Source organism: Chelativorans composti, from assembly GCF_039541695.1.
Taxonomy (GTDB): domain Bacteria; phylum Pseudomonadota; class Alphaproteobacteria; order Rhizobiales; family Rhizobiaceae; genus Chelativorans; species Chelativorans composti.
This window is the reverse complement of the sequence record NZ_BAABGS010000021.1, coordinates 243,384-267,397: the sequence shown is the minus strand read 5'-3', so window position 1 is coordinate 267,397 and position 24,014 is coordinate 243,384. Positions and strand designations below refer to the sequence as shown.

Sequence of the window (24,014 nt, the reverse complement as noted above, 5' to 3'; positions counted from 1 at the left end):
AGCGTCAGAGTACCAGCAGAAACCAGATTCCCCTGTTTGCAGAAAAGCGACCTCCGCCCTCAGTTCGAGCTGGTGGCCGGTTCCTTGTCGAGGATCATGTAGTCGAGCGGCAGCTCCGTCGTGTACTTGATCTGCTCCATGGCGAAGGCCGAAGAGACGTTGCGGATCTCTATCTTGCTGATCAGCTTCTTGTAGAAGGCATCATAGGCCGCGATGTCCGGCACCACCACGCGGAGCAGATAGTCCACGTCGCCGCTCATGCGATAGAATTCCACGACCTCCGGGAATTCCTTGATGACCTCGGAGAAGCGCTTCAGCCATTCATGATTGTGCGCGTTGGTCCGGATGGACACGAAGACCGTGACGCGCGCGTTCACCTTCTCCGGATTGAGCAGCGCAACCCGCTTCTGGATGACGCCCTCTTCCTCCAGCTTCTGGATACGGCGCCAGCACGGCGTGGTCGACAGGCCGACCTTCTTGGCGATGTCGGCCACGGCCAGGGTTGCGTCTTCCTGCAAGAGGCGGAGGATTTTTCTGTCCAGGCGATCCATGGGGGTACTCTTTAGAAAAATTTTTCAAAATTTGGCCGCCGTCGGTCGCTTTTTCAAGAAAAATATTTCTACATATCGGAAAGGTTGCGACAGCCCCGTGTCAAATCCTTGCCCGGATCTCGCGTTTCAGTGCCGGAACCAGCTCTTCCTCGAACCAGGGATTCTTTTTCAGCCAGGCCGTGTTTCGCCAGGACGGATGCGGCAGAGGCAACACGCGAGGGCTTGCAGGGCTTTCCAGAATGGCCCGCCATTCCCGCACCGTCTCGGTGAGGCTGCCTCGGCGCCGGCCCGCGAGATGCCAAGCCTGGGCGTACTGGCCGATGGTCAGGATAAACTCGACCTGCGGCATGTGCGCCAGCACGCGAGCACGCCACTGCGGCGCGCATTCCCGCCGCGGCGGCAGATCGCCGCCGTTGCGGTCGTAGCCGGGAAAGCAGAACCCCATCGGCACGATGGCGAAGCGCTTCGGATCGTAGAACTCCTCGCGGGTCACTCCCATCCAGCTGCGCAGGCGGTCGCCGGAGCGGTCGTTGAACGGCAGTCCGGTCTCATGCACGCGCATGCCCGGCGCCTGGCTGGCAATCAGAATACGTGCCTCGGTGGAAACGACTAGCACGGGACGCGGCTCGTGCGGAAGGCACGGGCCGTCAGGCCGTTCGCGGCAGATCCGGCAGGCGCGGATTTCCTGCAGAAGCGTTTCGAGGTCTTCGGTCATTCCCGGTGCGGACGGGCAGCCCCTTGCTCAGGCGGAGGCGCTGGGGCGGGCTGCAACAGAGTTGTACCAGCGCTCCAGATGGGCAAGACCTTCGGGCATGTCAATGCGGGCCGGCTTCATAAACTGCACGGCGACAAGGGCGGTGATGTCCGCAACGGAGAATTCCTCGCCCGCGATGAAGGGGCGGCCTGCCAGCTCCCGGTCGAGAAGTCGCAGGAAACTCAACACCCTCGGGCGGGTGGCTTCGGCCCAGGCGGGCACCTGCGGCACTTCCATCTCCTTCATGGCCGGATGAGTGTGGCGGAAAACGTACTGCACGCCCTGAAGCAGATGAAACTCGACGCGGCGCTGCCACATTTCGACCAGCGCCGTGCCAAGCGCGCCGCGGCCGAAGAGAGCGGGTTCAGGATGAAGCTCCTCGAAATAGCGGCAGATGGCGATGCTTTCCGTGATGATCGCACCGTCATCAAGCTCGAGCGCAGGCACCTGCTGAAGCGGATTGATGCGAGAAAACTCCGTGCCCTTCTGCTCCAGCTTGCCGATGTCGACCTGGACAAGCGGAACCTCTATGCCCTTCTCCGCCAGAAAGATGCGCACCCGGCGCGGATTGGGCGCCCTGCCACCGTCATACAGCTTCATCCGCATTTCCTCCCGTTACAAAGGACACCAACCTCGCGAAGAGATCGACCACCGGATCCCAGATCCGCGCCAGCCACCCCGTACCGTCCTCGGCCACGCTGTGGTCGCCCTGGCGCCACGCCAGCGGACGGTCGAACGCGCCCTGCCACAGGCCCGCGGGGGCCGCTCGCGCCCGCATTTCCTCCGCGGTGTAGCCACCATAGGCGACCGCCCAGCCCGATTCCACCATGGCGCGGTTGAGTTCCCGGCCACCGGCCTCGCAAACGCCCAGCACACGGCCATAGCGGTCGCGCCCCTGATTCGAACATGTCACGCGCGCTCCGCCAACGAGCTGCACGAGATGGCTTCTGGACGCGCGACCGCAGGCGTAGGTTTCCTCGCCACGCCGGCATAGCTGGTCGAGTTCGGGCGCATCGATGCCCTTCAGGCGGATGCGGACGCCATTCACGGTCAGTGTGTCGCCGTCTGCGACGGTCGCGCGGCCGCTCAGATCCTGCCGCCCGGAATGGTCGATGCCGATGGCCAGGTTGGCGAGCAGCACGACGATGGCGGCGGCCAGGAGCCAGTCTCTCATCCTGCTCCCACCCCGCGCGAGCCATCTGCGCCAGCCGCTGGGCTTGCTGCCGCTGCCCCGACGATGCCAGCCACCTGAAGCCCGAGCAGAGGCAGCAAAGCTGCGCCGCCATCCCGCGCCGCGGCCTTCATCAATTCGGGGCGCGAAGCGCTTCTTCGACATTAGTGCTGCGAAACCATCCGCTTCAACCAGGGTTTTGAGGGGAGTCTACAAGTCATTGATTCGTCATGTCGACCGGCAAGCCGGTTGACGGCAGCGCTGCACACAGATTTCCGTCCCTTGCCTTTTGCGGCGCATGGGGCCATCTGTTCTCCATGGCGGCGATGGAAACACCCTGCGTGCGTATCTGCATGATCGACGAGGCAACCGGGTTCTGCACCGGCTGCGGACGCACGCGCGACGAGATCGCGGCCTGGATTTCCCTTACACCGGAGAAGCGGCGCGCCGTGATGGCGGGCCTGGCGGCCAGGCTGGCTGCACTCCGTGACGGGGAAAAATGTCCCGCAGGCAAAACGGGGGCGTGACCCATGCGGCTGTTCTGGATTGTCATGAGCGTGATGGCCGTGGGGCTGATCCTGCTCATCGCCAATCATGACGAGGGCTTCGTGTTCGGCATGCCGGACAACCAGTTTGCCTCCGCCCTCTACATGAGCCTCTGGGCTGCCGTGATTGCCGTCGGCATTCTCGGCTCACGGCGACGCATGTCGTACATGTTCCGCGATCTTGCCTACTGGCTGCTGCTGATCCTCATCCTGATGACGGGATACCAGTACCGGTACGAACTGCAGGACCTGGGGAACCGGCTCACGGCCGGGCTCATCCCCGGCAGCCCGATGAGCATCAGCAAGGACGACCGGATCTCGGTCATGCTGGACCGCTCGTCCAACGGACATTTCGAGGCGCGGATCGAGGTGAATGACACGCTGGTGCGTACGCTGGTGGACACGGGTGCTTCGCTTACCGTCCTCACCTACGAGGATGCAAGGCGGGCCGGGATCAAGGTCAGGGAGCTGAGCTTTACCACGCCCGTGATGACCGCCAACGGCCGCGCCAGCGCCGCGCGCACGACCGTGCGCAGCCTGAAGCTCGGCGGAATCGAGCGGAAGAACGTTCCGGTGATGGTGGCGGAGCGCGGGCGGCTGGAGCAGAGCCTGCTCGGCATGCAGTTCCTCGGTAGCCTCTCAAGCTTCGAGATGCGCGGCAGCCGGCTGATTCTTACAGACTGACCCCGGGGCCCCTGCCCCAGTCAGCGAACAGCTTTCGTGCCTCCACAGACTTGTGCCTCGACGGGCACGGCATGAGGGACGATGATAGGGCAGAAGCTCAGGCTGCCTCAGCCGCGGACAGATCGACCTCAGCCAGCGCCTGCATGAGCACCTCGGGGCCCGCGCCGGGACGGGTCGCATCCGAGGACAGGATCTGCCGGAAGCGACGCGCGCCGGGACGGCCGTGGAACAGGCCAACCATGTGGCGCGTGACGTGGCTCAGCCTGCCGCCCTTTTCAATGTGGCGCGCGGCATAATCCGCCATGGCGGCGACGACATCGGTCAGGTCCGGGGAGACGCCCTCTTCGCCATAGACCCGGCGATCGACCTCGGCGAGGATCGCCGGATTCTGGTAGGCCGCGCGTCCCAGCATCACGCCGTCAACCTGAATCAGATGTTGAAGGGCTTCATCCAGCGTCTGAATACCGCCGTTGATGCCTATGAATCGATTCGGCAATCTGGCCTTGAGCCGGTAGACGCGATCATAAACGAGCGGGGGAATGTCACGGTTTTCCCGCGGGCTCAAACCCTGCAGCCAGGCCTTGCGGGCATGCACCCACAGCGCGTCCGCACCCGCGGAGAAGACACCATCGGCGATACGGTCGAGCGCCTCCTCCGGGTCCTGATCGTCGACGCCAATGCGGCACTTGACGGTCACGGGAATGCTCACCACGGACTTCATAGCCGCCACGCAATCTGCCACCATCTCTGGCGTCTTCATGAGGCACGCCCCGAAGGTGCCGGACTGCACCCGGTCGGACGGGCAGCCGACATTCAGATTGATCTCGTCATAGCCGAAGTCCGCGCCGATGCGCGCAGCCTCGGCGAGCTTCGCCGGATCGCTGCCGCCCAGCTGGAGGGCCACCGGATGCTCTGCCGGGTCGAAACCGAGCAGGCGCTCGCGGTTGCCGTGGATGACCGCATCGGCCACAACCATCTCGGTGTAAAGCAGCGCCCGCCGCGTGAGCTGGCGGTGGAAATAGCGGCACGCCGCATCCGTCCAGTCGAGCATGGGCGCGACGCTGAAGATCTTCTTTCCGGCGGCGTAGAGGGTCAAATCAGCAATCCAGGTCCGTTCAAAAGCACTGTTTCCGGCGTGTGCCGCAGCCACGATATGGCGTTATTGACGATCGGACGCAAGGCTTGCAGCGAGGGCGCTGCGCACCGACAGCGGACCCGCGTTCCCTGTCCTCCCCATCGGTCGGGCACCGGCGATCGAACTCATGTGCCTTGTGCAGAGAGAGAAATGGCGCGAGTGACGGGGCTCGAACCCGCGACCTCCGGCGTGACAGGCCGGCGCTCTAACCGACTGAGCTACACCCGCGCAGCTGCCACAACCGGCAGCGACGGCGACCGTTTAGAGCCTTCCGAGATTCGTGTCAAATGGTTGGGAGCCATCACAAACAATTCCCCACGAAAATCGCGGGACGCTGAACATCCCTCGCCGTCCGCTCCCTTGACCGGGGTTTGCCTACCCGTTCCCGTAGGCTCCCACAAAGCGGGAATCGCCTCGAGCGCAAGCGGCCGACATCGCACGAGCAATGCGAACGGCTGGCATCAGGGCGGTTCAACCGCCGCGGAACGAATATAGTCTCTTCAAGGGGGATTTCTATGGAGAAGACTTCTCGGAGAGAAAGTGGCGCGAGTGACGGGGCTCGAACCCGCGACCTCCGGCGTGACAGGCCGGCACTCTAACCGACTGAGCTACACCCGCGCTTCACCGCCTCGGTTCGTTCCGAAGCGATGGCGCTCAATTAGTGGCTAACGAGATTCGTGTCAACAGGGGTCAAGCAGGATCGCGCACTTTTTCGCGTTCAGCCCTCCGAACCTGTGGAAGCGATTTTTCCCCTTGCGGTTCCGGGCGGAAATGCCTAAAGGGTCGTCACTATAGCTGGCGCAGCCTTCTGCGCGCGGCGGGCGATTAGCTCAGTTGGTAGAGCGCCTCGTTTACACCGAGGATGTCGGGAGTTCGAGTCTCTCATCGCCCACCACCCATACCCTAAGCCGTTGACTTTATTGCAGGTGCGGGGCGGCCTGGAACTAGGTGCGGGGCAAGCCGTTCCCTTCTTGCTCTTTTCTTCCTGCCGTTTGTCCCGATCACCGGCCACGAAAGACCGCAGCGCCGAAGTGGCATTAAGGGCAAGTTTAATCGCCGTCGCGCTTCTTCGCCGGCGCCAGCCTTCGATCCACAGACGCATTCCGAATCAGACAGGGATCCCAACCTGACGACGGGACGAAAGAAGGGACCGCGAGCCGACACGATGACGGAAGCGACATGTCCGCGCCAGAAGCACATCTCTTCACCGGAGCACGCCCCATCTCGCAGGCGGGTGAGCCCCTGTGCAGCACCATCAATTGGCGGTTGCGATCCCAAGCTTCAGCCAACCTGCCGACCCGTGTTCATCCACAAGCGGAGCGAAGCCGGATGCCCACAACGCGGGCACGCCAGTCCTGACACTTCTTCCAAGTTATCAATAGCATGCGACCGTTTAGGTGTACGCAACAAATCCCGATAAACATCTCCACTTGCCGTCGGCGCGAGCATGTATGCCTACTTTTTAATCATGCATATATTGTCGCACATATTTTCATCAAATCATGATTGACGGAGTTTTTCACTGCCCGATAGGCTCAGACCAGAACAGTCCAGAGGGGAAACCATCCTCCCAAGAACGCTCCGACCTGGCTGTTCGTTAAGAGGGTGCTAAATGGAAAAGCTCAGCAAGACCAAAGGCATGAACCGGCGCGATCTGCTTGCGATGATCGGCGTCGCGGCAGGCGGCGCGGCCATGTACCACGCCATGACGAACCTGGGTTTTGCCCAGGAATCCGGATACAAGGGACCCATCAAGCTCGAGGGCGACCCTAAAGGCGCCTCGGTGCTCATTCTCGGCGCCGGCCTCGCCGGCATGACGGCTGCGCTCGAACTGCGCCAGGCCGGCTACAAGGTGCAGATCCTCGAATTCAACAACCGCCCGGGCGGCCGCAACTGGACCATTCGCGGCGGCGACGTGGTGACCGAACTCTGCGGCTACACGCAGAAGTGCGAATTCGACGAGGGCCTCTACATCAATCCCGGCCCCTGGCGCATCCCGTACCATCACCATGCGCTGCTCGACTATTGCCGCCGCCTCGGCGTCAAGCTCGAGCCGTTCCAGCAGCTGAACCGCAACGCCTTCCTACACAACACGAAGGCGTTCGGCGGCAAGCCGCAGCGGGTGCGTGACATCATGACGGACCTGCGAGGTCACGTCTCGGAACTCCTGGCGAAGACCACCCAGAAGGGTGCGCTTGACGAGGAAGTCACCAAGGAGGACCAGGAAATCCTCCTGCAGGCGCTGAAGAGCTGGGGCATCCTCGACAACGATTACAAGTACAAGGAAAGCGTCCGCAACAGCGAGTTCCGCGGGTTCAAGAAGGATCCGGGCGGCGGCCTCTCGGGCGAGCCCATTCCCAGCACGCCGCTGTCGCTTTCCGACGTACTGAACTCCGGTCTCTGGCGTTCGCTCGGCAATTTCGCGAACTACGAGTTCCAGACCACCATGTTCCAGCCCGCCGGCGGCATGGACATGATCGGCAAGGCATTCGCCCGCGAGGTCGGCGACCTGATCACCTACAACGCCAAGGTCATCAAGATCGAGCAGGACGAGAGCGGCGTCACCGCCTACTACGAGGACACGACCAAGCCCGGCACGGTCAACAAGGTCTCGGCCGACTGGTGCGTGTGCACCATCCCGCTGACCGTGCTCAGCCAGATCGAGATGAACGTCGGCGATGCCATGGCCGCGGCCATCCGGGCCGTCCCCTATGCCTCGTCGGTGAAGGTGGGCCTGCAGTTCAAGCGCCGCTTCTGGGAAGAGGACGAGCATATCTTCGGCGGCATCAGCTACACCGACCTGCCGATCCGCCAGATCTCCTACCCGAGCAACGACTACCTATCGACCGGCAAGGGCGTGGTGCTCGGCTGCTACACCTGGAATGGCCCGAACTCCTACGAGTTCACCGCCATGACGCCGGAGGAGCGCGTCGCCAAGTGCGTCGAGTACGGCGCGCAGATCCATCCGCAGTACAAGGAGGAGTTCGAGAACGGCATCTCCTGGGCATGGCACCGCTCGCCCTTCACGCTGGGCTGCGCGGGCGACTGGTCGGACGAGGCACGTAAGGAGCACTACAAGAACCTTTGCGAGATCGACGGCCGCATCGTGCTCGCCGGCGAACACGCCTCCTACCTGCCCGCCTGGATGGAAGGCGCGATCCTCTCGTCACTCGACGCCATTACCCGCCTGCATCAGCGCGTGATGGCCGGCTAATCCAGCGATATGTGAGGGAAACGAGCATGAAGAAGATTTCCAGACTGATGCTGGGCATGACCGGCGCGCTGATGTTGGCAACCTCCGTCGCGAGCGCGGATTCGGCAGGTATCACCCTCAGCGAGGGCCGGCAGTTCGGCGCCGCGACGGGCGAGCAACTCTACGCCAGCGTCTGCGCCGCCTGCCACATGCCTTCCGGCGAAGGCGCAACCGGCGCGGGTGTCTATCCGTCGCTTGCCAACAACGAGAATCTCGAGGAAGCCAGCTATCCGGTCTTCGTGCTGATCAACGGCCTCAAGGGCATGCCGCCGGTCGGCAGGATGATGTCCGACGAGCAGGTCGCGGCAGTGGTCAACTACATCCGGACGAACTTCGGCAACGTCTACACCACCGAGGTGACTGCCGAGGAAGTCGCAGCTCACCGCTAACCGCGGTCCCGGCGGCGCCCCGACGCGGCGCCGCCCTTACCCATCACGTTTCAGGTGATCCTCAGGAGTTTCGACATGATCAAGTATCTGATTGGTGCCGCCGGCATTGCCGCCGGACTTCTCGCCACCTCGGGAGCGATGGCCGAGGACGTCATCCGCCACAAGACGCCGAACTCAACCTTCCCAATCGCCCGCGCCGTGGAGGTGCAGGCCGACAAGACCACCGTCTACGTCAGCGGCGCGGTTCCCCCGCGCGTCAACGAGTCGGCGGACAAGAACAGCATCGAAGCCTATGGCGACACCAAGACCCAGACGGTCTCCGTCCTCACGTCGATCGAAAAGACCCTGGCCGACCTCGGCCTCAAGATGGGCGACGTCGTGAAGATGCAGGTGTTCCTGGTCGGCGATCCGGCCAAGGAAGGCACGATGGATTTCGCCGGTTTCATGGAAGGCTACACGCAGTTCTTCGGCACCGAGGAACAGCCGAACCTGCCGGCCCGCTCGGTCTTCCAGGTGGCTGGCCTCGCCAATCCAGGCTACCTGGTTGAAATCGAAGTGATCGCCGTCCGTCCGTAACGCGGCGCCAAGCAATTCACCGTCAATCCGGGGCGACGGTGAATTGCCTTCCCTTGCTCAATTGTCCCTTTATTTCGAAGCCTCCGCACCGGAAAACCGGTCGGACGCAGGCAGTCCCGCCGAACCGGCCAACCTCCCAGCATGACATGAACCGGTTCAGGGCAGGCATGTGCCTTCGCTTTTCCGGCCCGCCGGAATGCCACTTGCGCGCCGTCAGGAAGAAAGCTTTTTCCTTTTGATCTGCATCAGTGCGGCACGGCGGGGCGTGTGAAAGACAGACACCTGCAGCGGCTCCCCGGCTCTTTGCATTTCCCCTCGTCATTGGGGCAGTCGCTGCGGCCCCTTCCCAATTTCCAGCATCTCCAAGGGCTCCTGCAGGGAGCCGAAATCCGAAGCCGTTAGGCGTCCAACCACCAGACCTTGCGGAGCCGGAAACCGAACATCGGAAAGCGGAACCATGCCTCCCGGCGGGTCAAACCGCCGCCGTTGCGAACCGTCGGTTCCTCCAGCCGTAGCCCGTCCCGCGCGGCATCAGCCGAGCCGAAGCGAATAGCATCCGCGCGCTCTGGAACCATCTCGCCCTTCTTCAGTTCGATATGCGCGGCGGGGGCATTGAGGAGGTGACCCATGTTCTTGCGCGTAGACAAGTTGCAGGTTGAACTGCCGGCCCCGACGAGGCAGGACCCGAATGCCGCCGCAGCCCTGCAGGAGCTGCTCGGCGGAAAGTATGGAGAGATGTCCACCCTGGGCAACTATCTCTTCCAGAGCTTCAATTTCCGGTCAAAAAGCAAACTGCGGCCATTCTACAGCCTGGTGGCCGCCATCACGGCGGAGGAACTGGGACATGTGGAGCTGGTGAGCAACGGCGTCGCGATGCTGGCCAACGGCCCCGACAGCAACGCGGACGACACCGGTGACGGCGGCGACATTTCCGGCGCACCGTTCGAGGTCATGAAGGACATGCGGCTGGCGGGATCGTTCTTTTCACACGCCGGCGGCTCCATGCCGATCAACAGCAACGCCATGAGCTGGAACGCCGACATGGTTACCACGACGGGTAACGTGATCGTTGACCTCTTGCACAACTTCCATCTCGAATGCGGGGCACGGCTCCACAAGCTGCGTGTCTACGAGAGCCTGAGCGATCCCACGGGTCGGGAGGTTTGCGGCTATCTCCTGGTGCGCGGCTCGGTTCATGCGCATGCCTATGCGCTGGCGCTCAAGAAGATCACGGGCGTGGACCTGGACAAGTTCTTGCCGACGCCCAACATTCCCCTCGACAAGATCCCCGAGTGCCAGAAATATCTGGCGGAGGGATCGCACCGGCGGCTCTACACGTTCAGCCCGTCCGACTACAAGGAAATGGCGGGCATCTGGGGCAATGGCGAGACCGCCCTGCCCTCCGATCCGCCCGGTGAACTCGAGGTGATCGACGGCATGCCGGACGGCGGCAAGATCCACGACCTCGTGGGAACACCGTCAGCCTTCACACCCGATTACGCGCCGGAGGAAATGTTCGAGATCGCGACAAAGCTTTACCAAAAGTCGCGGTGACGGTCCGCATGGCGCCCGCGTTGCGGCGGCCCGAAAAAGGTCCGACGGGCAACTGCGACAACCAAAGCGGCGGCCAGGAGGACATGTGCTGACCGGAGAAATCCGGTCGGCGCGGGCGGGCTGGATGCGCAACGCCAGCCTGTTCCGCATCGTCCCGTTGCGTTTCGGTCAGCCAGGCAGAAACCCGCCCGGCAGGCTTGCCTACGTGCCCTCGGCCGTGTCCAGACGCCCCTCGCTCTGGATCTGACGTAGCGGCGCCGTCATGACGGCCTGAAGGCCCTCCGGCCAGTAGATCATCCGGACATCACCGGTTCCCAGAAGGCCCATTTCAATCAGGCGGGAACCGAAACCCTTAGCCGCCGGTTGGCGCACGCGCGGCCCGCCCGTCTCTTCCCAATAGAAATAGAGCGTCGGCTCGCCGTCCTGCCAGCCGCTCTTCCAGGAGATGGTGACAATGCCTTCCGGCTGCGAAAGCGAGCCGTATTTCATGGCATTGGTCATCAGCTCGTGAACCACCAGTGACATCGACAGCGCGCCCTTGGGGCCAATCGTGATCGGGTGCCCTTCCATGTGGACCCGGTCTTCCACGCCCAGCGACGCGGTGATGCCGCCGATGATGTTCTCTATCGAGCCGCTCGAATTGCGGCCCATGCGCAGCACCTCGTGGGCATTGGCCAGCGCATGCAGCCGGCTGCCGAAGCTGCGCAGGTGCTCGCTTTCGCCATCCGTCCTGAATGTCTGGGTGGCAATCGCCTGAACGATACTGAAGGTGTTCTTGATACGGTGAGCGAGTTCGGTGTTGATAAGCTTCGCGTTGCGCTCCGCCTCCACCTTGCCGGTGGTTTCGATCAGCGTGTTCATCACGCCGCCAACACGGCCGTCGCTGTCCAGGATCGGACTGTAGCAGAAGGTGAAATAGCACTGCTCCAAATGGCCGAAGCGGCTGACGAGCAGCGGATAGTCCTCGATGTAGGTGGCTTCGCCTTCAAAGGCCTTTCGTGTGATGGGACCCAGTTCGTCCCAGGCATCCTTCCAGATCTGGTCAAGTGGCTTGCCCATCCACCCGGACGTTTCGCCGATGATCGCCCGGAACGCATCGTTGTAGATGGTCGTGTAATCCGGTCCCCAGATCACCGCCTTGGGGAACAAAGACGCCAGCATGATCTGAACTGCCGTCTTGAGTTGCACAGGCCAGCCTTCCGGCGGGCCCAGCGGGGTCGCCGACCAGTCCAGCTGCCTCACCGCCCTGGCGGCCTCACCTGCTTCGGGAACGAAGTACAGATCCGCTCTCAAGTATTGTACCCACCACTCGATTACCAACGCCTTCCGGCCACCATGCAAATGGCGGAATGTGAAAAGTTTATCAAAAAACTTTCGGGGTAAATGTCAAAGCACAAGAAGGAAAGCACGCGGCGAGCACGCTCACACTGGCTGCATCCATTGGAAGCATCCATCAATGGGCACCGAAAGAATAGGCGCCAGCGCCGCCGGCGGCCTATGCTCGCAATAGGCCTGCCGACGGGCATTGTGGGCGCGAACCTGTTCAACGGTCTCGGGCGTGTCGCCCCGGGCCGAGTAGGTCAACGGCCGCCAGATCAGACACACCTCATTCGAGATTGTCCCGGTTGAAGGGGTCGTCTCGCACGCTGCCAGAAGGACGGGCAGCACCAGAACGAATGATCCGCGCAAGCTCCTCCTCACGACGCCTGGCATATTCTGCCTCCCCTTTCGCCTTGCCAGCGTTCTCCGCCTTCGCCCACAGGGCGCCAAGGCCAAGGACAGCCAGTCCGGCAGTGATCAGATAGAACAGTGCCTCCACCATCAGATGTCCGACCTTCTGCGGCGGAGGTATTCGGTCGCCACGCCATTGATGAACAGGAACCAGGGCAACGCTTCTGCCGGAAGCAACGGGGTGACGAGAGACGTGTCGGTATAGGTCGCCATCACGGCAAGGGTGCCAATCACGGTCTGCAGGCGCGCCCAGAAAATCGTTTCGCTGTCATGGAAAAACTTGCAAATGCGATCCCACATATCAGCCTCCAAACAAAGCCAGGATCCGGTTCCAGAAATACGTCAGCGCACCCGCCACACTCACCAAAACGGCTGCGGCAATGCCCGCCATCACCGCAAGAGGTGCCGGATGTCTGCCGGATGCGGGCGATGGCGCGGAAGGCGGTGGAGAGAGCGGCGTGGACTCCCTTGCGGATTCAGTTCCGGGCCCGGAGGAAGCGGCAGACGAGGACACGGGCGATGACGCAACCGCAATGGTCCCCGGAACCACCCCGTCGGGCGAGGCCGCTGCTTCCACAGAAGGCTCTTGCCCGTCGACTTCGCCAGCGGCGGGCGAGGCTGCGACCGGCCGGGCGGGTTCCTCACTGTCCGACGCTGCGGGCGTTTCCGCCATCGCCAGTGCTTCGCGGCGCACATCCTCGACCCGCCTTCCCCAGCCCTTGCCAAAGACGTGCCAGGTGGGGAGCCGCTTGAGGAAGGAAAGACGCTCATTGCACAGGGTCGTGATCAGCTGCTCCGGCGGCAGCGCGCGCACGGCAGCCAGGGTGATGGGGCCGATCACGCCGTCCTGAGAGACACCGGCGATCCGCTGCAGAAAACGGGCTGCCCTGCCGGGGCCGCTGTTCACGCCGAAATCGAACACGGCGTAATCAATACCCGACGGCAAATCGTCGCCGCGAATGACGTCCCAGTAGAATTGCCGGTAGATCTGCCACACTTCCTCGTTGGAAATTGCCCGCAGGTCCTCGACCGAAACCGGACTCTTCCTGAACCTCCTGTATGTGGCCAGCGTGATGCCCCTGTTGGTCGCGCCCCCAGGGTCATCCTTGTGCTGGACAAAGCCGCCTTCATGCTTCAGCACCAGCGACAGCGCCCTGTCGAAATTTCCCTCCATTGCCTTTCTCCGTCAGGCTGCGCCCTGGCTGCAGGATACGGGCAGGCGCACGCACGGGGACAAAGGAGTCGAGACTTGAGAATGGCCACTGCACGGGCCGCCTTGCGCGCCAAGGCGTGAGCATCACGCCGAAAAGACGGCGCGCTCTTGTTCTTTCCACGGAAGAGTACGGTAGTGTCGCGCAGTCAGAGCCAGGGCAGTCGCCATACCGCTGCGGCGCGCCAATGATGCGATGGTGTTTTCACGCCGAACGCGCTCCGAAAAACCGCAAAGTCCTGCTATAGGTAAGCCGTGCCAACACAGGACGTTTCCATGACTTCCAGCTTCTCTGCCTATGCGGTGCTGATCGCGGCCATCATCTGCGAGGTGATCGGAACGACATTCCTGGCCGCCACACAGCAGTTCACGCGGTTCTGGCCGACGCTTGCAACCGCACTGTTCTACGGCGCCTCATTCTATTTTCTGTCGATCTCGCTCCGGACGCTGCCGATCGGCATCGCCTATGCGATCTGGAGCGGGCTCGGAATCGTCCTGATCTCGCTCGCCGGCTTCGTGTTCTACCGGCAGCTGCTTGACGGGCCAGCGATCATCGGCATCGCGCTCATCCTCACCGGCGTCGTGGTGATCAACCTGTTCTCGCGCAGCATCCTGCACTGACCCGCGCAAGATAGGCATGAAAAAAGGGCCGGCGTTTCCCGGCCCTTTTTTCCCTCTCCTTGCAGGAGAAATGCTTACGAATTGACCGCGTCCTTCAGGCCCTTGCCGGCCGTGAACTTCGGAACGTTCCGTGCCGGAATCTGAACTTCTGCGCCCGTCTGAGGATTGCGGCCGGTGCTTGCCTCCCGGCGAGACACGCTGAAGTTGCCGAAGCCAACGAGGCGTACGTCACGGCCCGCCTTGAGCTCGTCGGTGATCACGGCAAAGACGGCGTCGACTGCCGACTGTGCGTCGCCCTTGGAGATGCCGGCCTTGGCAGCAACGGCAGACACTAGCTCGTTCTTATTCATAAACAACAAACCCCTGTTGATGGCGCCCGCAATCGATTCACGGGCAAGGCCTGCAGTTTAGGAACATCGGGCGCTTTCACCAAGCTGGAAAAACGGCTGAACCCTAGGAATTCCACGGATTCCGAGCAATTTCTGTTAAAAAAAGCCGGCCCCGAGGGGCCGGCTTCATCCGGTAAAGTCCGATGAGCCGTCAGTGAGCAATCGCCTGGGCGGCCGCGTCCTCGCCAGATTCGACCGTGGCGGACGACGTGGCGGGCTCAACCCATTCGATCGGAATGGGCTTGCGCACCAGAGCGTGCTCGAGCACCTCGCCCACGCGGCTGACCGGAATGATCTCCAGACCGTTCTTCACGTTCTCCGGAATTTCCGCCAGATCCTTGGCGTTTTCTTCCGGGATCAGCACCTTCTTGATGCCGCCGCGCAGCGCCGCCAGGAGCTTCTCCTTCAGGCCGCCGATCGGCAGCACGCGACCGCGCAGGGTGATCTCGCCCGTCATGGCGACGTCCTTGCGGACCGGGATGCCGGTCATCACGGAAACGATGGCCGTGACCATCGCGACACCCGCAGACGGACCATCCTTCGGCGTCGCGCCTTCCGGCACGTGGACGTGGATGTCACGCTTGTCGAAGATCGGCGGTTCGATGCCGAAGTCCACCGCGCGCGAGCGCACGTAGGAGGCAGCCGCGGAGATGGACTCCTTCATCACGTCGCGCAGGTTGCCGGTGACCGTCATCTTGCCCTTGCCGGGCATCATCACGCCTTCGATCGTCAGAAGCTCGCCGCCAACCTCGGTCCAGGCCAGACCCGTGACGACACCGACCTGATCCTCGCCCTCGGCCTCGCCGAAGCGGTAACGCTGGACGCCAAGGTACTTGTCGAGGTTCTCCGTCGTGATCTCGACCTTTTCCTTGCCAGTCTTGATGATCTCCGTCACCGCCTTGCGCGCCAGCTTCATCAGCTCGCGCTCGAGGTTACGGACACCAGCTTCCCTGGTGTAGTGACGGATCACCATCTTCAGCGCATCCTCGGAAACCGAGAACTCACCGTCCTTCAGGGCGTGCTCGCGGATCGCCTTCGGCAGCAGGTGCCGCTTGGCAATCTCGATCTTCTCGTCCTCGGTGTAACCGGCGATACGGATGATCTCCATGCGGTCCATGAGGGCCGGCGGGATGTTCAGCGTATTCGCGGTCGTGACGAACATGACATCGGAGAGGTCATATTCGACTTCGAGGTAGTGGTCCATGAAGGACGAGTTCTGCTCCGGATCCAGCACCTCCAGCAGCGCCGACGACGGATCGCCCCGGAAGTCCATGCCCATCTTGTCGATCTCGTCGAGCAGGAAGAGCGGGTTGGACTTCTTCGCCTTCCGCATGGACTGGATCACCTTGCCAGGCATGGAGCCGATGTAGGTGCGGCGGTGACCGCGGATCTCGGCCTCGTCACGGACGCCACCCAGCGCCATGCGCACGAACTCGCGGCCGGTGGCCTTCGCGATGGACTTGCCGAGCGAGGTCTTGCCGACGCCGGGCGGTCCGACGAGGCACAGGATCGGGCCCTTCAGCTTCGTCTGCCGACTCTGGACAGCCAGGTACTCGACGATCCGCTCCTTGACCTTCTCAAGGCCGTAATGGTCGGCGTTCAGCACCTCCTCGGCATACTTCAGGTCGGTGCGGATCTTGGAATACTTCTTCCACGGGATCGAGAGCAGCCAGTCCAGATAGTTCCGGACAACCGTGGCCTCCGCAGACATGGGCGACATGGTCTGCAGCTTCTTCAGCTCGGCCTGGGCCTTCTCGCGAGCCTCCTTGCTCAGGCGGGTCTTCTTGATCCGCTCCTCGAGCTCGGTGATCTCGTTGCGGCCATCCTCGCCCTCGCCCAGCTCCTTCTGAATGGCCTTCATCTGCTCATTCAGATAGTACTCGCGCTGGGTCTTCTCCATCTGCCGCTTCACACGGCTGCGGATGCGCTTCTCGACCTGGAGCACGGAGATCTCCGCCTCCATGAAGCCCATGGCCTTCTCAAGCCGGTTGCGCACGGAGACCGTCGAGAGCATCTCCTGCTTCTCGGGGATCTTGATCGCAAGGTGCGACGCAACGGTGTCGGCCAGCTTCGAGTAATCCTCGATGTGAGCTATGGCGCCCAGAACCTCGGGCGAGATCTTCTTATTGAGCTTCACATAGTTCTCGAAGTCGGCGATGACCGAACGCGCGAGCGCCTCGACCTCGACCGGATCATCGACCGGCTCAACTAGATGCTCGACCGTCGTCTCGTAGAATTCCTCGCGCGGCGTGAAGCCGGTGATCTTCGCCCTGCTGACGCCTTCGACCAGCACCTTGACCGTGCCGTCCGGCAGCTTCAGCAGCTGCAGGACGTTGGCGATGGTGCCGACGTCATAAATGGCGCCCGGGGCAGGATCGTCATCGGCTGCGTTCATCTGGGTGGCGAGCAGGATCTGCTTTTCCGCCCCCATCACTTCTTCCAGCGCCTTGATCGACTTCTCGCGCCCCACGAAGAGAGGCACGATCATGTGGGGGAAAACCACAATATCGCGCAAAGGCAGTACCGGAAAAAGCGTATCGCCAGAAATGTTCGGGTTTTCCGTCATTTGTCAGCCTTTTTGGTCGCAGTCGGTTTCCCGGCCCGCGAACAGTTGGATTCCGGGCTTCGTTCACCCTGTAAAGGCTTGCCCCCAGCAACGCCCAAATCGGATTGAACAACCGCCACTTTTCATCCCATAGGTGGATGTTCCAGGTGGCAAGATCAAGAGCACCCTTGGATTCAATTGCAGCCCCCTTCGGATGAGGCAAGCTGCAACTGCCGGTGCTCCACAGGGACTCAGCCGCCACGCCTCAAGCGCTGACACTGCCCTTCTCGTTGCCGCGATCCGCGTAGATGTAGAGCGGACGGGCCTTGCCGTGCACCACATCCTCGGAGATCACCACCTCCTGAACACCCTCCAGCGAGGGAAGCTCGAACATGGTGTCCAGCAGGATGGACTCCATGATGGAGCGGAGGCCACGGGCACCGGTCTTGCGCTCGATCGCCTTGCGGGCAATCTCCACCAGAGCTCCCTCATGGAACGTCAGTTCCACGTTCTCCATCTCGAACAGCCGCTGGTACTGCTTCACGAGCGCATTCTTCGGCTGTGTCAGAATCTGGATCAGAGCCGCTTCGTCCAGATCTTCCAGCGTAGCCAATACGGGAAGTCTGCCGACAAATTCCGGTATCAGACCGAACTTGAGCAGATCCTCTGGCTCCACCTGGCGCAGGATCTCACCGGTCCGGCGGTCCTCCGGCGACTCGACATTGGCGCTGAAGCCGATGGACGTCTTCCGGCCACGATCGGAGATGATCTTTTCGAGACCGGCAAAGGCGCCGCCGCAGATGAACAGGATGGAGGACGTATCCACCTGCAGGAACTCCTGCTGCGGATGCTTGCGGCCGCCCTGCGGCGGAACAGAAGCAATCGTGCCTTCCATGATCTTCAGAAGCGCCTGCTGGACCCCCTCGCCCGACACGTCGCGGGTGATCGACGGGTTGTCCGACTTGCGGCTGATCTTGTCGATCTCGTCGATATAGACGATGCCGCGCTGGGCGCGCTCCACGTTGTAGTCGGCCGCCTGCAGCAGCTTCAGAATGATGTTCTCGACATCCTCACCCACATAGCCGGCCTCGGTCAGCGTGGTCGCGTCGGCCATGGTGAACGGCACGTCGATGATGCGGGCGAGCGTCTGGGCAAGAAGGGTCTTGCCGCAACCGGTGGGGCCGATCAGCAGGATGTTGGACTTGGCAAGCTCGACATCGCTGTTCTTGCTGGCGTTGGCCAGACGCTTGTAGTGGTTGTGAACCGCAACCGAGAGCACGCGCTTCGCGTGAGTCTGGCCGATCACGTAGTCGTCCAGAACCGCCATGATTTCCTGCGGTGTCGGCACGCCGTCACGGGACTTCATCATCGAAGACTTGTTCTCTTCGCGGATGATGTCCATGCACAGCTCAACGCATTCATCGCAGATGAACACGGTCGGGCCTGCAATCAGCTTGCGCACCTCATGCTGGCTCTTTCCGCAGAACGAGCAGTACAGCGTGTTCTTGGAGTCTCCGCCGCCGCCGTTGCCGATCTTGCTCATCTCACACGTCCTTTCAGTACACCCGCGCCCCTCGGGTCTTTGCCAGCCGCCCTCCCCATTCTAGCAGGAAGAGCGATGATCGGGGGATTTGGTTCCCCGATGCGAATTGCCAACGAAACACAAATTGGAATGCGCGGCAACAACCCCTGGGGATTATATAGGGAGCCCGATCTTCAAAATTACCTTAATGTCTCTTTCCATCTGCATGAGATCATCGGTAATCGAGACCGTAACGCGACAGGAAGCCCAGTGCGACCGTCGCGTCATGCCCCCGGGTTTTCCTCGACCGCCTCACGGGAGGAAATGACCCGGTCGATCAGACCGAAGTCTCTCGCTTCCTCCGCAGTCATGAAATGATCGCGGTCCAGCGTCCTTTCAATGGTGTCGTAGTCCTGGCCCGTATGCTTCACGTAAATCTCGTTCAGGCGGCGCTTCAGCTTGATGATGTCCTGGGCGTGCCGCTCGATGTCGGAAGCCTGGCCCTGGAAGCCGCCCGAAGGCTGATGAACCATGATGCGCGCGTTCGGCGTCGCCAGGCGCATGCCCTTGGCGCCAGCCGTCAGCAGCAGCGAGCCCATCGACGCAGCCTGACCGATGCAGAGCGTGGAGACCGGCGGCTTGATGAACTGCATGGTGTCATAGATCGCCAGACCGCTCGTCACGATGCCACCAGGCGAATTGATGTACATCGCGATTTCCTTCTTCGGGTTCTCTGCCTCAAGGAAGAGGAGCTGGGCACAGACCAGCGAGGCCATGCCATCTTCGACAGGGCCCGTCAGGAAGATGATGCGTTCCTTGAGAAGCCGGGAGAAGATGTCATAGGCACGCTCACCACGGTTTGTCTGTTCGACAACCATCGGGACAAGATTGAGGGCAGTCTCGACAGGATTTGCCATGGGAGAACCTTCTGTTTGGCTGACCGCAACACGGATGAGCGGCAGATTCGATCACTTCAGCCGATATAAGATGCCCTGTCCACGTTGCGCAAGGCCAACATCGGCCCGCGGCTGGTTATCGTTAAAACCTGCTCCCGGTCTACTGACAGGGCTGGCCAACACCGGGCTCGCGCAGGGCGCAGCGTATATGGGGTGCCGGCGCTTCCGAACAAGGGGCGGACTGAAAAGTGAGGGAGGCGCGGCGCAATGGCCGCACCCCCGGACGTTCCAAAGAAATCAGAGCGCGGCGAAGGCCTGTTCCAGGTCGGCGATGATGTCCTCGGGATCCTCGATGCCGATGGACAGGCGGATGGTGTCGGGCCCCGCGCCGGCGGCGATCTTCTGCTCGTCCGAAAGCTGGCGGTGCGTGGTCGACGCCGGATGGATGATGAGCGAGCGCGTGTCGCCGATGTTGGCGAGATGCGAGAACAGCTTCACGCTTTCCACCACCTTGACGCCCGCGTCGAAGCCGCCCTTCAAGCCGAAGGTGAAGACGGCACCGGCGCCCTTCGGCGAATACTTCTGCTGCAGGGCATGATTCGGATCCTCCGGAAGGCCCGGATAGGAGACCCAGGCGACGGCCGGATGGTTCTTCAGCCACTGGGCCACTTTCAGGGCGTTGTCGCAGTGGCGCTGCATGCGAAGCGCGAGCGTCTCCATGCCGGTCAGGATCAGAAAGGCGTTCATCGGCGAGATGGCGGGACCGAAGTCGCGCAGGCCGAGGACGCGGGCGGCGATCGCGAAGGCGATGTTGCCGAATGCCTGATGCAGGACAAGGCCAGCATACTCCGGACGCGGCTCGGAGAGCATCGGGTACTTGCCGGACTTCGACCAGTCGAAGGTGCCGCCGTCCACGATCGCACCGCCGATGGAGTTGCCGTGGCCGCCCATGAACTTGGTGAGCGAGTAGACGACGATGTCGGCGCCGTGCTCAATCGGACGGACGAGATATGGCGTTGCCATCGTGTTGTCGACGATCAACGGCAGTCCGTGGCGGCGGGCAACCTCGGAGATCTTCTCGAGATCGACGAAGGTGCCGCCGGGGTTCGCGAGGCTCTCCACGAAGATGGCGCGGGTGTTTTCGTCAATCTGGCTCTCGAAGGTGGACACGTCTGCCGGATCGGCCCAGCGAACCTCCCAGCCGAAGTTCTTGAATGCGTTGCCGAACTGGTTGATCGAACCGCCATAGAGCTTGCGGGCGGCAACGAAGTTCTTGCCCGACTGCATGATGGTGTGGAACACCAGCAGCTGGGCGGCGTGGCCCGAGGCGACGGAGAGCGCAGCGGTGCCTCCATCGAGAGCCGCGATCTTCTCTTCCAGCACCGCCTGGGTGGGATTCATGATGCGGGTGTAGATGTTGCCAAAGGCCTGGAGACCGAACAGGGACGCCGCGTGCTCAACGTTGTTGAAGACATAAGACGTGGTTTGGTAGATCGGGGTCGCCCGGGCGCCCGTCGCGGGATCGGGTTTCGCACCGGCGTGGACCGCCAACGTATTGAAGCCCGGCGTGCGTTCAGTCATCGAAATCCTCCTTCAGACAGCAGACGTAGCAAAGCAAACGATTTAGCCGAGCCCATCAATAGCGGTCGCCCGATTGCAGGCAAAGGCGCGTTTCCTTCGCCATTGGCTTTATAAGAGCAATTTCATTTGCTCCAGCCGCACTTCAGAGAAATCTGATTTCTCGCCTCCCTGCCCTGTGAAAACCCGCTGCTCCCGTTTCTTGCCGGCCTTGTCACCGGCCATTCGGGCGAGGCTTGAATCGCGGCCGGGGAGAGGTCATTCTCCGGCTTCCACGGGAGGGCGACATGACAACTGACACCGGCCTGACACCTGTTCTTTCCGCCAGCGAGGTGACGGCGCTGATGCGCCGTGTGTACCCGCAGCTCGGAGCCGAGTATTCGATCACAGACGTCAGGCCAGGCTTCTGCCTGGCGCGCCTCGAAGCGGACGAGCGGCACCTGCGCCCGGGCGGCACGGTTTCGGGCCCCACCCTCTTCACCCTGGCCGACATCGGCGGATATGGCTGCGCGCTGTCCCACATCGGGCCCGAGGAACTGGCGGTCACCACCAACCTCAACATCAATTACATGCGCAAGGCGGGCCCCGGCATCATCGAAGCCGAATGCCGGATCCTCAAGCTCGGCAAGCGGCTCATGGTGTTCGACGCGGCTCTCTACTGGCGCCACGACAACTCCCTCATCGCCCACGCGACCGGCACATATTCGATCCCGACCGCACGTTAAATGCGGTAAAATAATACCACAACATTAACCCGTTGTTTTTGCTAGACTTACGCGAGCGATGCCCGGCAGGCGGATATTGACTCGGCGCTGCTGTGCACGTATAAGCGCGCAACCGTGACCTAGGTCACGTTTCGAGGGCGCAAGCCATCGGTTCAAGCAACAAGAAAAGTCCTGCGGAGGCCCGCAGGATTGGATTAGTGGAAGCATCACCATGAAGACCTTTTCGCAGAAGCCTGCGGAAGTGACGAAGAAGTGGGTGCTGATCGACGCCGAGGGTCTCGTCGTCGGCCGCCTCGCCGCCTTCGTTGCCAACCGCCTGCGCGGCAAGCACAAGCCGACCTACACGCCTCACGTCGACGACGGTGACAACGTCATCATCATCAACGCCGACAAGGTCGTCTTCACCGGCCGCAAGTACGAGAACAAGAAGTACTACTGGCACACCGGCTACATCGGCGGCATCAAGGAGCGCACCGCTCGCCAGATCCTGGAAGGCCGCTTCCCCGAGCGCGTTCTGGAAAAGGCCATCGAGCGCATGATTCCGCGCGGTCCTCTTGGCCGCCGCCAGATGAAGAACCTGCGCGTCTATGCGGGCCCGAACCATCCGCACGAGGCCCAGAACCCCGAGAAGCTGGACGTCGCAGCGCTCAACAAGAAGAACGTAAGGGTGTAGGCCGATGGCTGAACTGAATTCACTCCAGGAACTGGGCGCCGCGACGCAGGCCGCTGAGCCGGCCGCTCCTGTCCATGTGCAGAAGCTCGACGCTTATGGCCGCGCCTATGCCACCGGCAAGCGCAAGAACGCCATCGCCCGCGTGTGGGTCAAGCCGGGCTCCGGCAAGATCACCGTCAACGGCAAGGAGTTCGACAAGTACTTCGCACGTCCGGTTCTGCAGATGATCCTGCAGCAGCCGATCGTGGCCGCCAACCGCGTCGGCCAGTACGACATCGTTGCGACGGTCGTCGGCGGCGGTCTGTCGGGCCAGGCCGGTGCTGTCCGTCACGGCATCGCCAAGGCACTCACCTACTACGAGCCGGAGCTGCGCGGCGTCCTCAAGAAGGGCGGCTTCCTCACCCGCGACAGCCGCGTGGTGGAGCGCAAGAAGTACGGCCGCGCCAAGGCCCGCCGTTCCTTCCAGTTCTCCAAGCGCTAATCCAGCGCTACAGAATTTGCAGAAGAGCGGGCTTCAAGCCCGCTTTTTTGTTGCCCCAACTTCGCCCGCAGCCGAGAAAACCGAGGCAGAAAACAGCGCGAGATCTCTGCGGGCAAGGAGAGCTTTCTGCGGGCAAAAAAGAAGGGCCCCGAGGGGCCCCTTCTGAAACTGTATTCCGTGCGGATCGCGTCAGGCGGCCTGACGGATCGCCTGCAGGGCCGAAGCCCACTTGTACAGCTCGTCCAGAAGGCCCTTGGCGCCCTGCTCGATCGGTTCGCTCGGCACGAACGTGCTCTCATCGTTGATGAACTGGGCGAACTGCGGGACCGGAACCGTCTGCGGCAGAGCGTGCATGTTGAGGTTGGCGACCAGCTGGCGCAGCTCCTGGGCAGCGCGCAGGCCGCCGGAAATGCCGCCATAGCTCACGATGCCGGCCGGCTTGTAGGCCCACTCGCGCGTCACGACCTGCAGCGCATTGACCAGCGAGGCCGGCGGGAAGGACATGTATTCCGGCGTGAGGAAGATGAAGGCATCGGCGGAAGCGACGCTCGCCGCCCAGCGCTTGGTGTGCTCGTGCTCGTACTTCTGCAGAACCGGGTGGTTGGCCTCGTCCAGGAGCGGCAGATCGAAGTCCTTAAGGTCAACCAGTTCGACGGCGAACTTGCTGTTCTTTGCCGCAAATTCCTTGAGCCAATTGCCGATGACGGGGCCGACGCGGCCCGGGCGGGTGCTTCCGATTACGATGTTCAGCCTGAGAGTCATTCTTCTATTGTTCTATTGCACTTACTGTTGCCGCATGGCACCGGCCACGCTGGTCCTGACAAACACACAATTCTCCGGGACGCGCGACGGCGATCTGCAGATCCTGCAGCACGATAGAACCGCCCGCCCCCACGCGCTTTCAACTCTCTGGGAGGTTTCCGGTCAAGGCCCGACTTTGTCGCAAAAGTGAACACTGTGTTCATTGGCGGACGTGAACGGGCCACGGCCTGCGGAATTGCCCGCTCCAGGCGTTTCTGCCGCGCTGCGCG

26 protein-coding genes and 3 tRNA genes are annotated in these 24,014 nt (G+C 62.2%); 11 read left to right on the top strand and 18 right to left on the bottom strand.

What is annotated here, in order from left to right:
* Positions 1-59: 59 nt before the first annotated feature.
* The 4 genes from ABD906_RS09725 to ABD906_RS09710 form a co-directional block, all read right to left on the bottom strand.
* A complete protein-coding gene (locus tag ABD906_RS09725; protein WP_345099230.1) occupies positions 60-551 on the bottom strand; it encodes an Lrp/AsnC family transcriptional regulator in 492 nt (163 codons plus the stop codon).
* Positions 552-651: 100 nt separating this feature from the next.
* The gene (locus ABD906_RS09720) at positions 652-1,266 is read right to left on the bottom strand and encodes a uracil-DNA glycosylase family protein (protein WP_345099229.1); all 615 of its coding nucleotides are present in this window, start codon (positions 1,264-1,266) and stop codon (positions 652-654) included.
* A gap of 27 nt (positions 1,267-1,293) precedes the next feature.
* The gene (locus ABD906_RS09715; RefSeq protein ID WP_345099227.1) at positions 1,294-1,905 is read right to left on the bottom strand and encodes a glutathione S-transferase family protein; all 612 of its coding nucleotides are present in this window, start codon (positions 1,903-1,905) and stop codon (positions 1,294-1,296) included.
* Positions 1,892-2,479, bottom strand: coding sequence for a thermonuclease family protein (locus ABD906_RS09710; RefSeq protein WP_345099226.1), 588 nt, complete (start codon positions 2,477-2,479; stop codon positions 1,892-1,894). Before ABD906_RS09710 ends, ABD906_RS09715 begins: the two co-directional genes overlap by 14 nt.
* A 314-nt stretch (positions 2,480-2,793) precedes the next feature.
* Here ABD906_RS09710 and ABD906_RS09705 point away from each other — a divergent pair, with 314 nt between their 5' ends.
* Positions 2,794-3,003, top strand: a complete 210-nt coding sequence (locus tag ABD906_RS09705) for a DUF1289 domain-containing protein (RefSeq protein WP_165278638.1) — start codon at positions 2,794-2,796, stop codon at positions 3,001-3,003.
* 3 nt (positions 3,004-3,006) lie between these two features.
* On the top strand, positions 3,007-3,705 hold the full coding sequence (locus ABD906_RS09700; protein WP_345099225.1) for a retropepsin-like aspartic protease family protein: 699 nt from the start codon (positions 3,007-3,009) through the stop codon (positions 3,703-3,705).
* 97 nt (positions 3,706-3,802) lie between these two features.
* Here ABD906_RS09700 and dusA read toward each other — a convergent pair whose 3' ends face one another.
* The 3 genes from dusA to ABD906_RS09685 form a co-directional block, all read right to left on the bottom strand.
* Positions 3,803-4,756 carry a tRNA dihydrouridine(20/20a) synthase DusA gene (gene dusA / locus ABD906_RS09695; protein ID WP_378188597.1) on the bottom strand — a complete coding sequence of 318 codons (954 nt, stop codon included), beginning with the start codon at positions 4,754-4,756 and terminating at the stop codon, positions 3,803-3,805.
* A gap of 235 nt (positions 4,757-4,991) precedes the next feature.
* Positions 4,992-5,068 (bottom strand) — tRNA-Asp (locus ABD906_RS09690).
* A 313-nt stretch (positions 5,069-5,381) separates the two neighbouring features.
* Positions 5,382-5,458 (bottom strand) — tRNA-Asp (locus tag ABD906_RS09685).
* A 201-nt stretch (positions 5,459-5,659) separates the two neighbouring features.
* Between ABD906_RS09685 and ABD906_RS09680 the strand changes: the two genes are divergently transcribed.
* The 4 genes from ABD906_RS09680 (at position 5,660) to ABD906_RS09665 (ending at position 9,058) form a co-directional block, all read left to right on the top strand.
* A tRNA-Val gene (locus ABD906_RS09680) sits at positions 5,660-5,735 on the top strand.
* Positions 5,736-6,452: 717 nt separating this feature from the next.
* A complete protein-coding gene (locus tag ABD906_RS09675; RefSeq protein ID WP_345099223.1) occupies positions 6,453-8,054 on the top strand; it encodes an NAD(P)/FAD-dependent oxidoreductase in 1,602 nt (533 codons plus the stop codon).
* 26 nt (positions 8,055-8,080) lie between these two features.
* Complete coding sequence (locus ABD906_RS09670) at positions 8,081-8,482, top strand: c-type cytochrome (RefSeq protein ID WP_165278481.1); 402 nt, start codon at positions 8,081-8,083, stop codon at positions 8,480-8,482.
* A gap of 75 nt (positions 8,483-8,557) precedes the next feature.
* On the top strand, positions 8,558-9,058 hold the full coding sequence (locus ABD906_RS09665) for a RidA family protein (protein ID WP_345099222.1): 501 nt from the start codon (positions 8,558-8,560) through the stop codon (positions 9,056-9,058).
* Positions 9,059-9,456: 398 nt separating this feature from the next.
* Here ABD906_RS09665 and ABD906_RS09660 read toward each other — a convergent pair whose 3' ends face one another.
* Entirely contained in the window at positions 9,457-9,687 is a 231-nt protein-coding gene (locus tag ABD906_RS09660) for a hypothetical protein (protein WP_165278483.1), read from the bottom strand.
* Here ABD906_RS09660 and ABD906_RS09655 point away from each other — a divergent pair.
* Complete coding sequence (locus ABD906_RS09655; protein ID WP_165278484.1) at positions 9,686-10,612, top strand: manganese catalase family protein; 927 nt, start codon at positions 9,686-9,688, stop codon at positions 10,610-10,612. The two genes, ABD906_RS09660 and ABD906_RS09655, sit on opposite strands and share 2 nt — an antisense overlap.
* Before the next feature lie 201 nt (positions 10,613-10,813).
* Here the strand turns inward: ABD906_RS09655 and ABD906_RS09650 are convergent, their stop codons facing one another.
* The 4 genes from ABD906_RS09650 to ABD906_RS09635 all read right to left on the bottom strand — a co-directional run bounded on the left by ABD906_RS09650 (position 10,814) and on the right by ABD906_RS09635 (position 13,517).
* Entirely contained in the window at positions 10,814-11,905 is a 1,092-nt protein-coding gene (locus tag ABD906_RS09650) for a sensor histidine kinase (protein WP_345099221.1), read from the bottom strand.
* A 313-nt stretch (positions 11,906-12,218) separates the two neighbouring features.
* Positions 12,219-12,434 (bottom strand): hypothetical protein, encoded by a 216-nt coding sequence (locus tag ABD906_RS09645; protein ID WP_345099220.1) that lies wholly within the window; start codon positions 12,432-12,434, stop codon positions 12,219-12,221.
* Complete coding sequence (locus ABD906_RS09640) at positions 12,434-12,643, bottom strand: hypothetical protein (RefSeq protein WP_165278487.1); 210 nt, start codon at positions 12,641-12,643, stop codon at positions 12,434-12,436. The genes ABD906_RS09645 and ABD906_RS09640 overlap by 1 nt, the downstream gene beginning before the upstream one ends.
* A gap of 1 nt (position 12,644) precedes the next feature.
* Positions 12,645-13,517: a glycoside hydrolase family 108 protein gene (locus ABD906_RS09635; protein WP_345099219.1), complete on the bottom strand. Its 873-nt coding sequence runs from the start codon at positions 13,515-13,517 to the stop codon at positions 12,645-12,647.
* Positions 13,518-13,829: 312 nt separating this feature from the next.
* Here ABD906_RS09635 and ABD906_RS09630 point away from each other — a divergent pair, with 312 nt between their 5' ends.
* Complete coding sequence (locus tag ABD906_RS09630) at positions 13,830-14,174, top strand: SMR family transporter (RefSeq protein ID WP_165278489.1); 345 nt, start codon at positions 13,830-13,832, stop codon at positions 14,172-14,174.
* 74 nt (positions 14,175-14,248) lie between these two features.
* Here the strand turns inward: ABD906_RS09630 and hupB are convergent, their stop codons facing one another.
* The 5 genes from hupB to ABD906_RS09605 form a co-directional block, all read right to left on the bottom strand.
* Positions 14,249-14,524, bottom strand: a complete 276-nt coding sequence (gene hupB / locus ABD906_RS09625) for a DNA-binding protein HupB (protein WP_165278490.1) — start codon at positions 14,522-14,524, stop codon at positions 14,249-14,251.
* Positions 14,525-14,714: 190 nt separating this feature from the next.
* Positions 14,715-17,129 (bottom strand): endopeptidase La, encoded by a 2,415-nt coding sequence (gene lon, locus ABD906_RS09620; RefSeq protein WP_345099218.1) that lies wholly within the window; start codon positions 17,127-17,129, stop codon positions 14,715-14,717.
* Positions 17,130-17,373: 244 nt separating this feature from the next.
* Positions 17,374-18,651: an ATP-dependent Clp protease ATP-binding subunit ClpX gene (gene clpX, locus ABD906_RS09615; protein ID WP_345099217.1), complete on the bottom strand. Its 1,278-nt coding sequence runs from the start codon at positions 18,649-18,651 to the stop codon at positions 17,374-17,376.
* Positions 18,652-18,914: 263 nt separating this feature from the next.
* The gene (gene clpP, locus ABD906_RS09610) at positions 18,915-19,547 is read right to left on the bottom strand and encodes an ATP-dependent Clp endopeptidase proteolytic subunit ClpP (RefSeq protein WP_165278493.1); all 633 of its coding nucleotides are present in this window, start codon (positions 19,545-19,547) and stop codon (positions 18,915-18,917) included.
* A gap of 276 nt (positions 19,548-19,823) precedes the next feature.
* Positions 19,824-21,107, bottom strand: coding sequence for an O-acetylhomoserine aminocarboxypropyltransferase (locus ABD906_RS09605; RefSeq protein WP_165278494.1), 1,284 nt, complete (start codon positions 21,105-21,107; stop codon positions 19,824-19,826).
* A gap of 284 nt (positions 21,108-21,391) precedes the next feature.
* Between ABD906_RS09605 and ABD906_RS09600 the strand changes: the two genes are divergently transcribed.
* The 3 genes from ABD906_RS09600 (at position 21,392) to rpsI (ending at position 22,983) form a co-directional block, all read left to right on the top strand.
* Positions 21,392-21,829, top strand: coding sequence for a PaaI family thioesterase (locus ABD906_RS09600; protein ID WP_345099216.1), 438 nt, complete (start codon positions 21,392-21,394; stop codon positions 21,827-21,829).
* Between the two features lie 211 nt (positions 21,830-22,040).
* On the top strand, positions 22,041-22,502 hold the full coding sequence (gene rplM, locus ABD906_RS09595; protein ID WP_165278495.1) for a 50S ribosomal protein L13: 462 nt from the start codon (positions 22,041-22,043) through the stop codon (positions 22,500-22,502).
* 4 nt (positions 22,503-22,506) lie between these two features.
* Positions 22,507-22,983: a 30S ribosomal protein S9 gene (rpsI, locus tag ABD906_RS09590; RefSeq protein WP_165278496.1), complete on the top strand. Its 477-nt coding sequence runs from the start codon at positions 22,507-22,509 to the stop codon at positions 22,981-22,983.
* Positions 22,984-23,172: 189 nt separating this feature from the next.
* Here rpsI and ABD906_RS09585 read toward each other — a convergent pair whose 3' ends face one another.
* Positions 23,173-23,745: an NADPH-dependent FMN reductase gene (locus ABD906_RS09585; RefSeq protein ID WP_345099215.1), complete on the bottom strand. Its 573-nt coding sequence runs from the start codon at positions 23,743-23,745 to the stop codon at positions 23,173-23,175.
* Positions 23,746-24,014 lie beyond the last annotated feature (269 nt).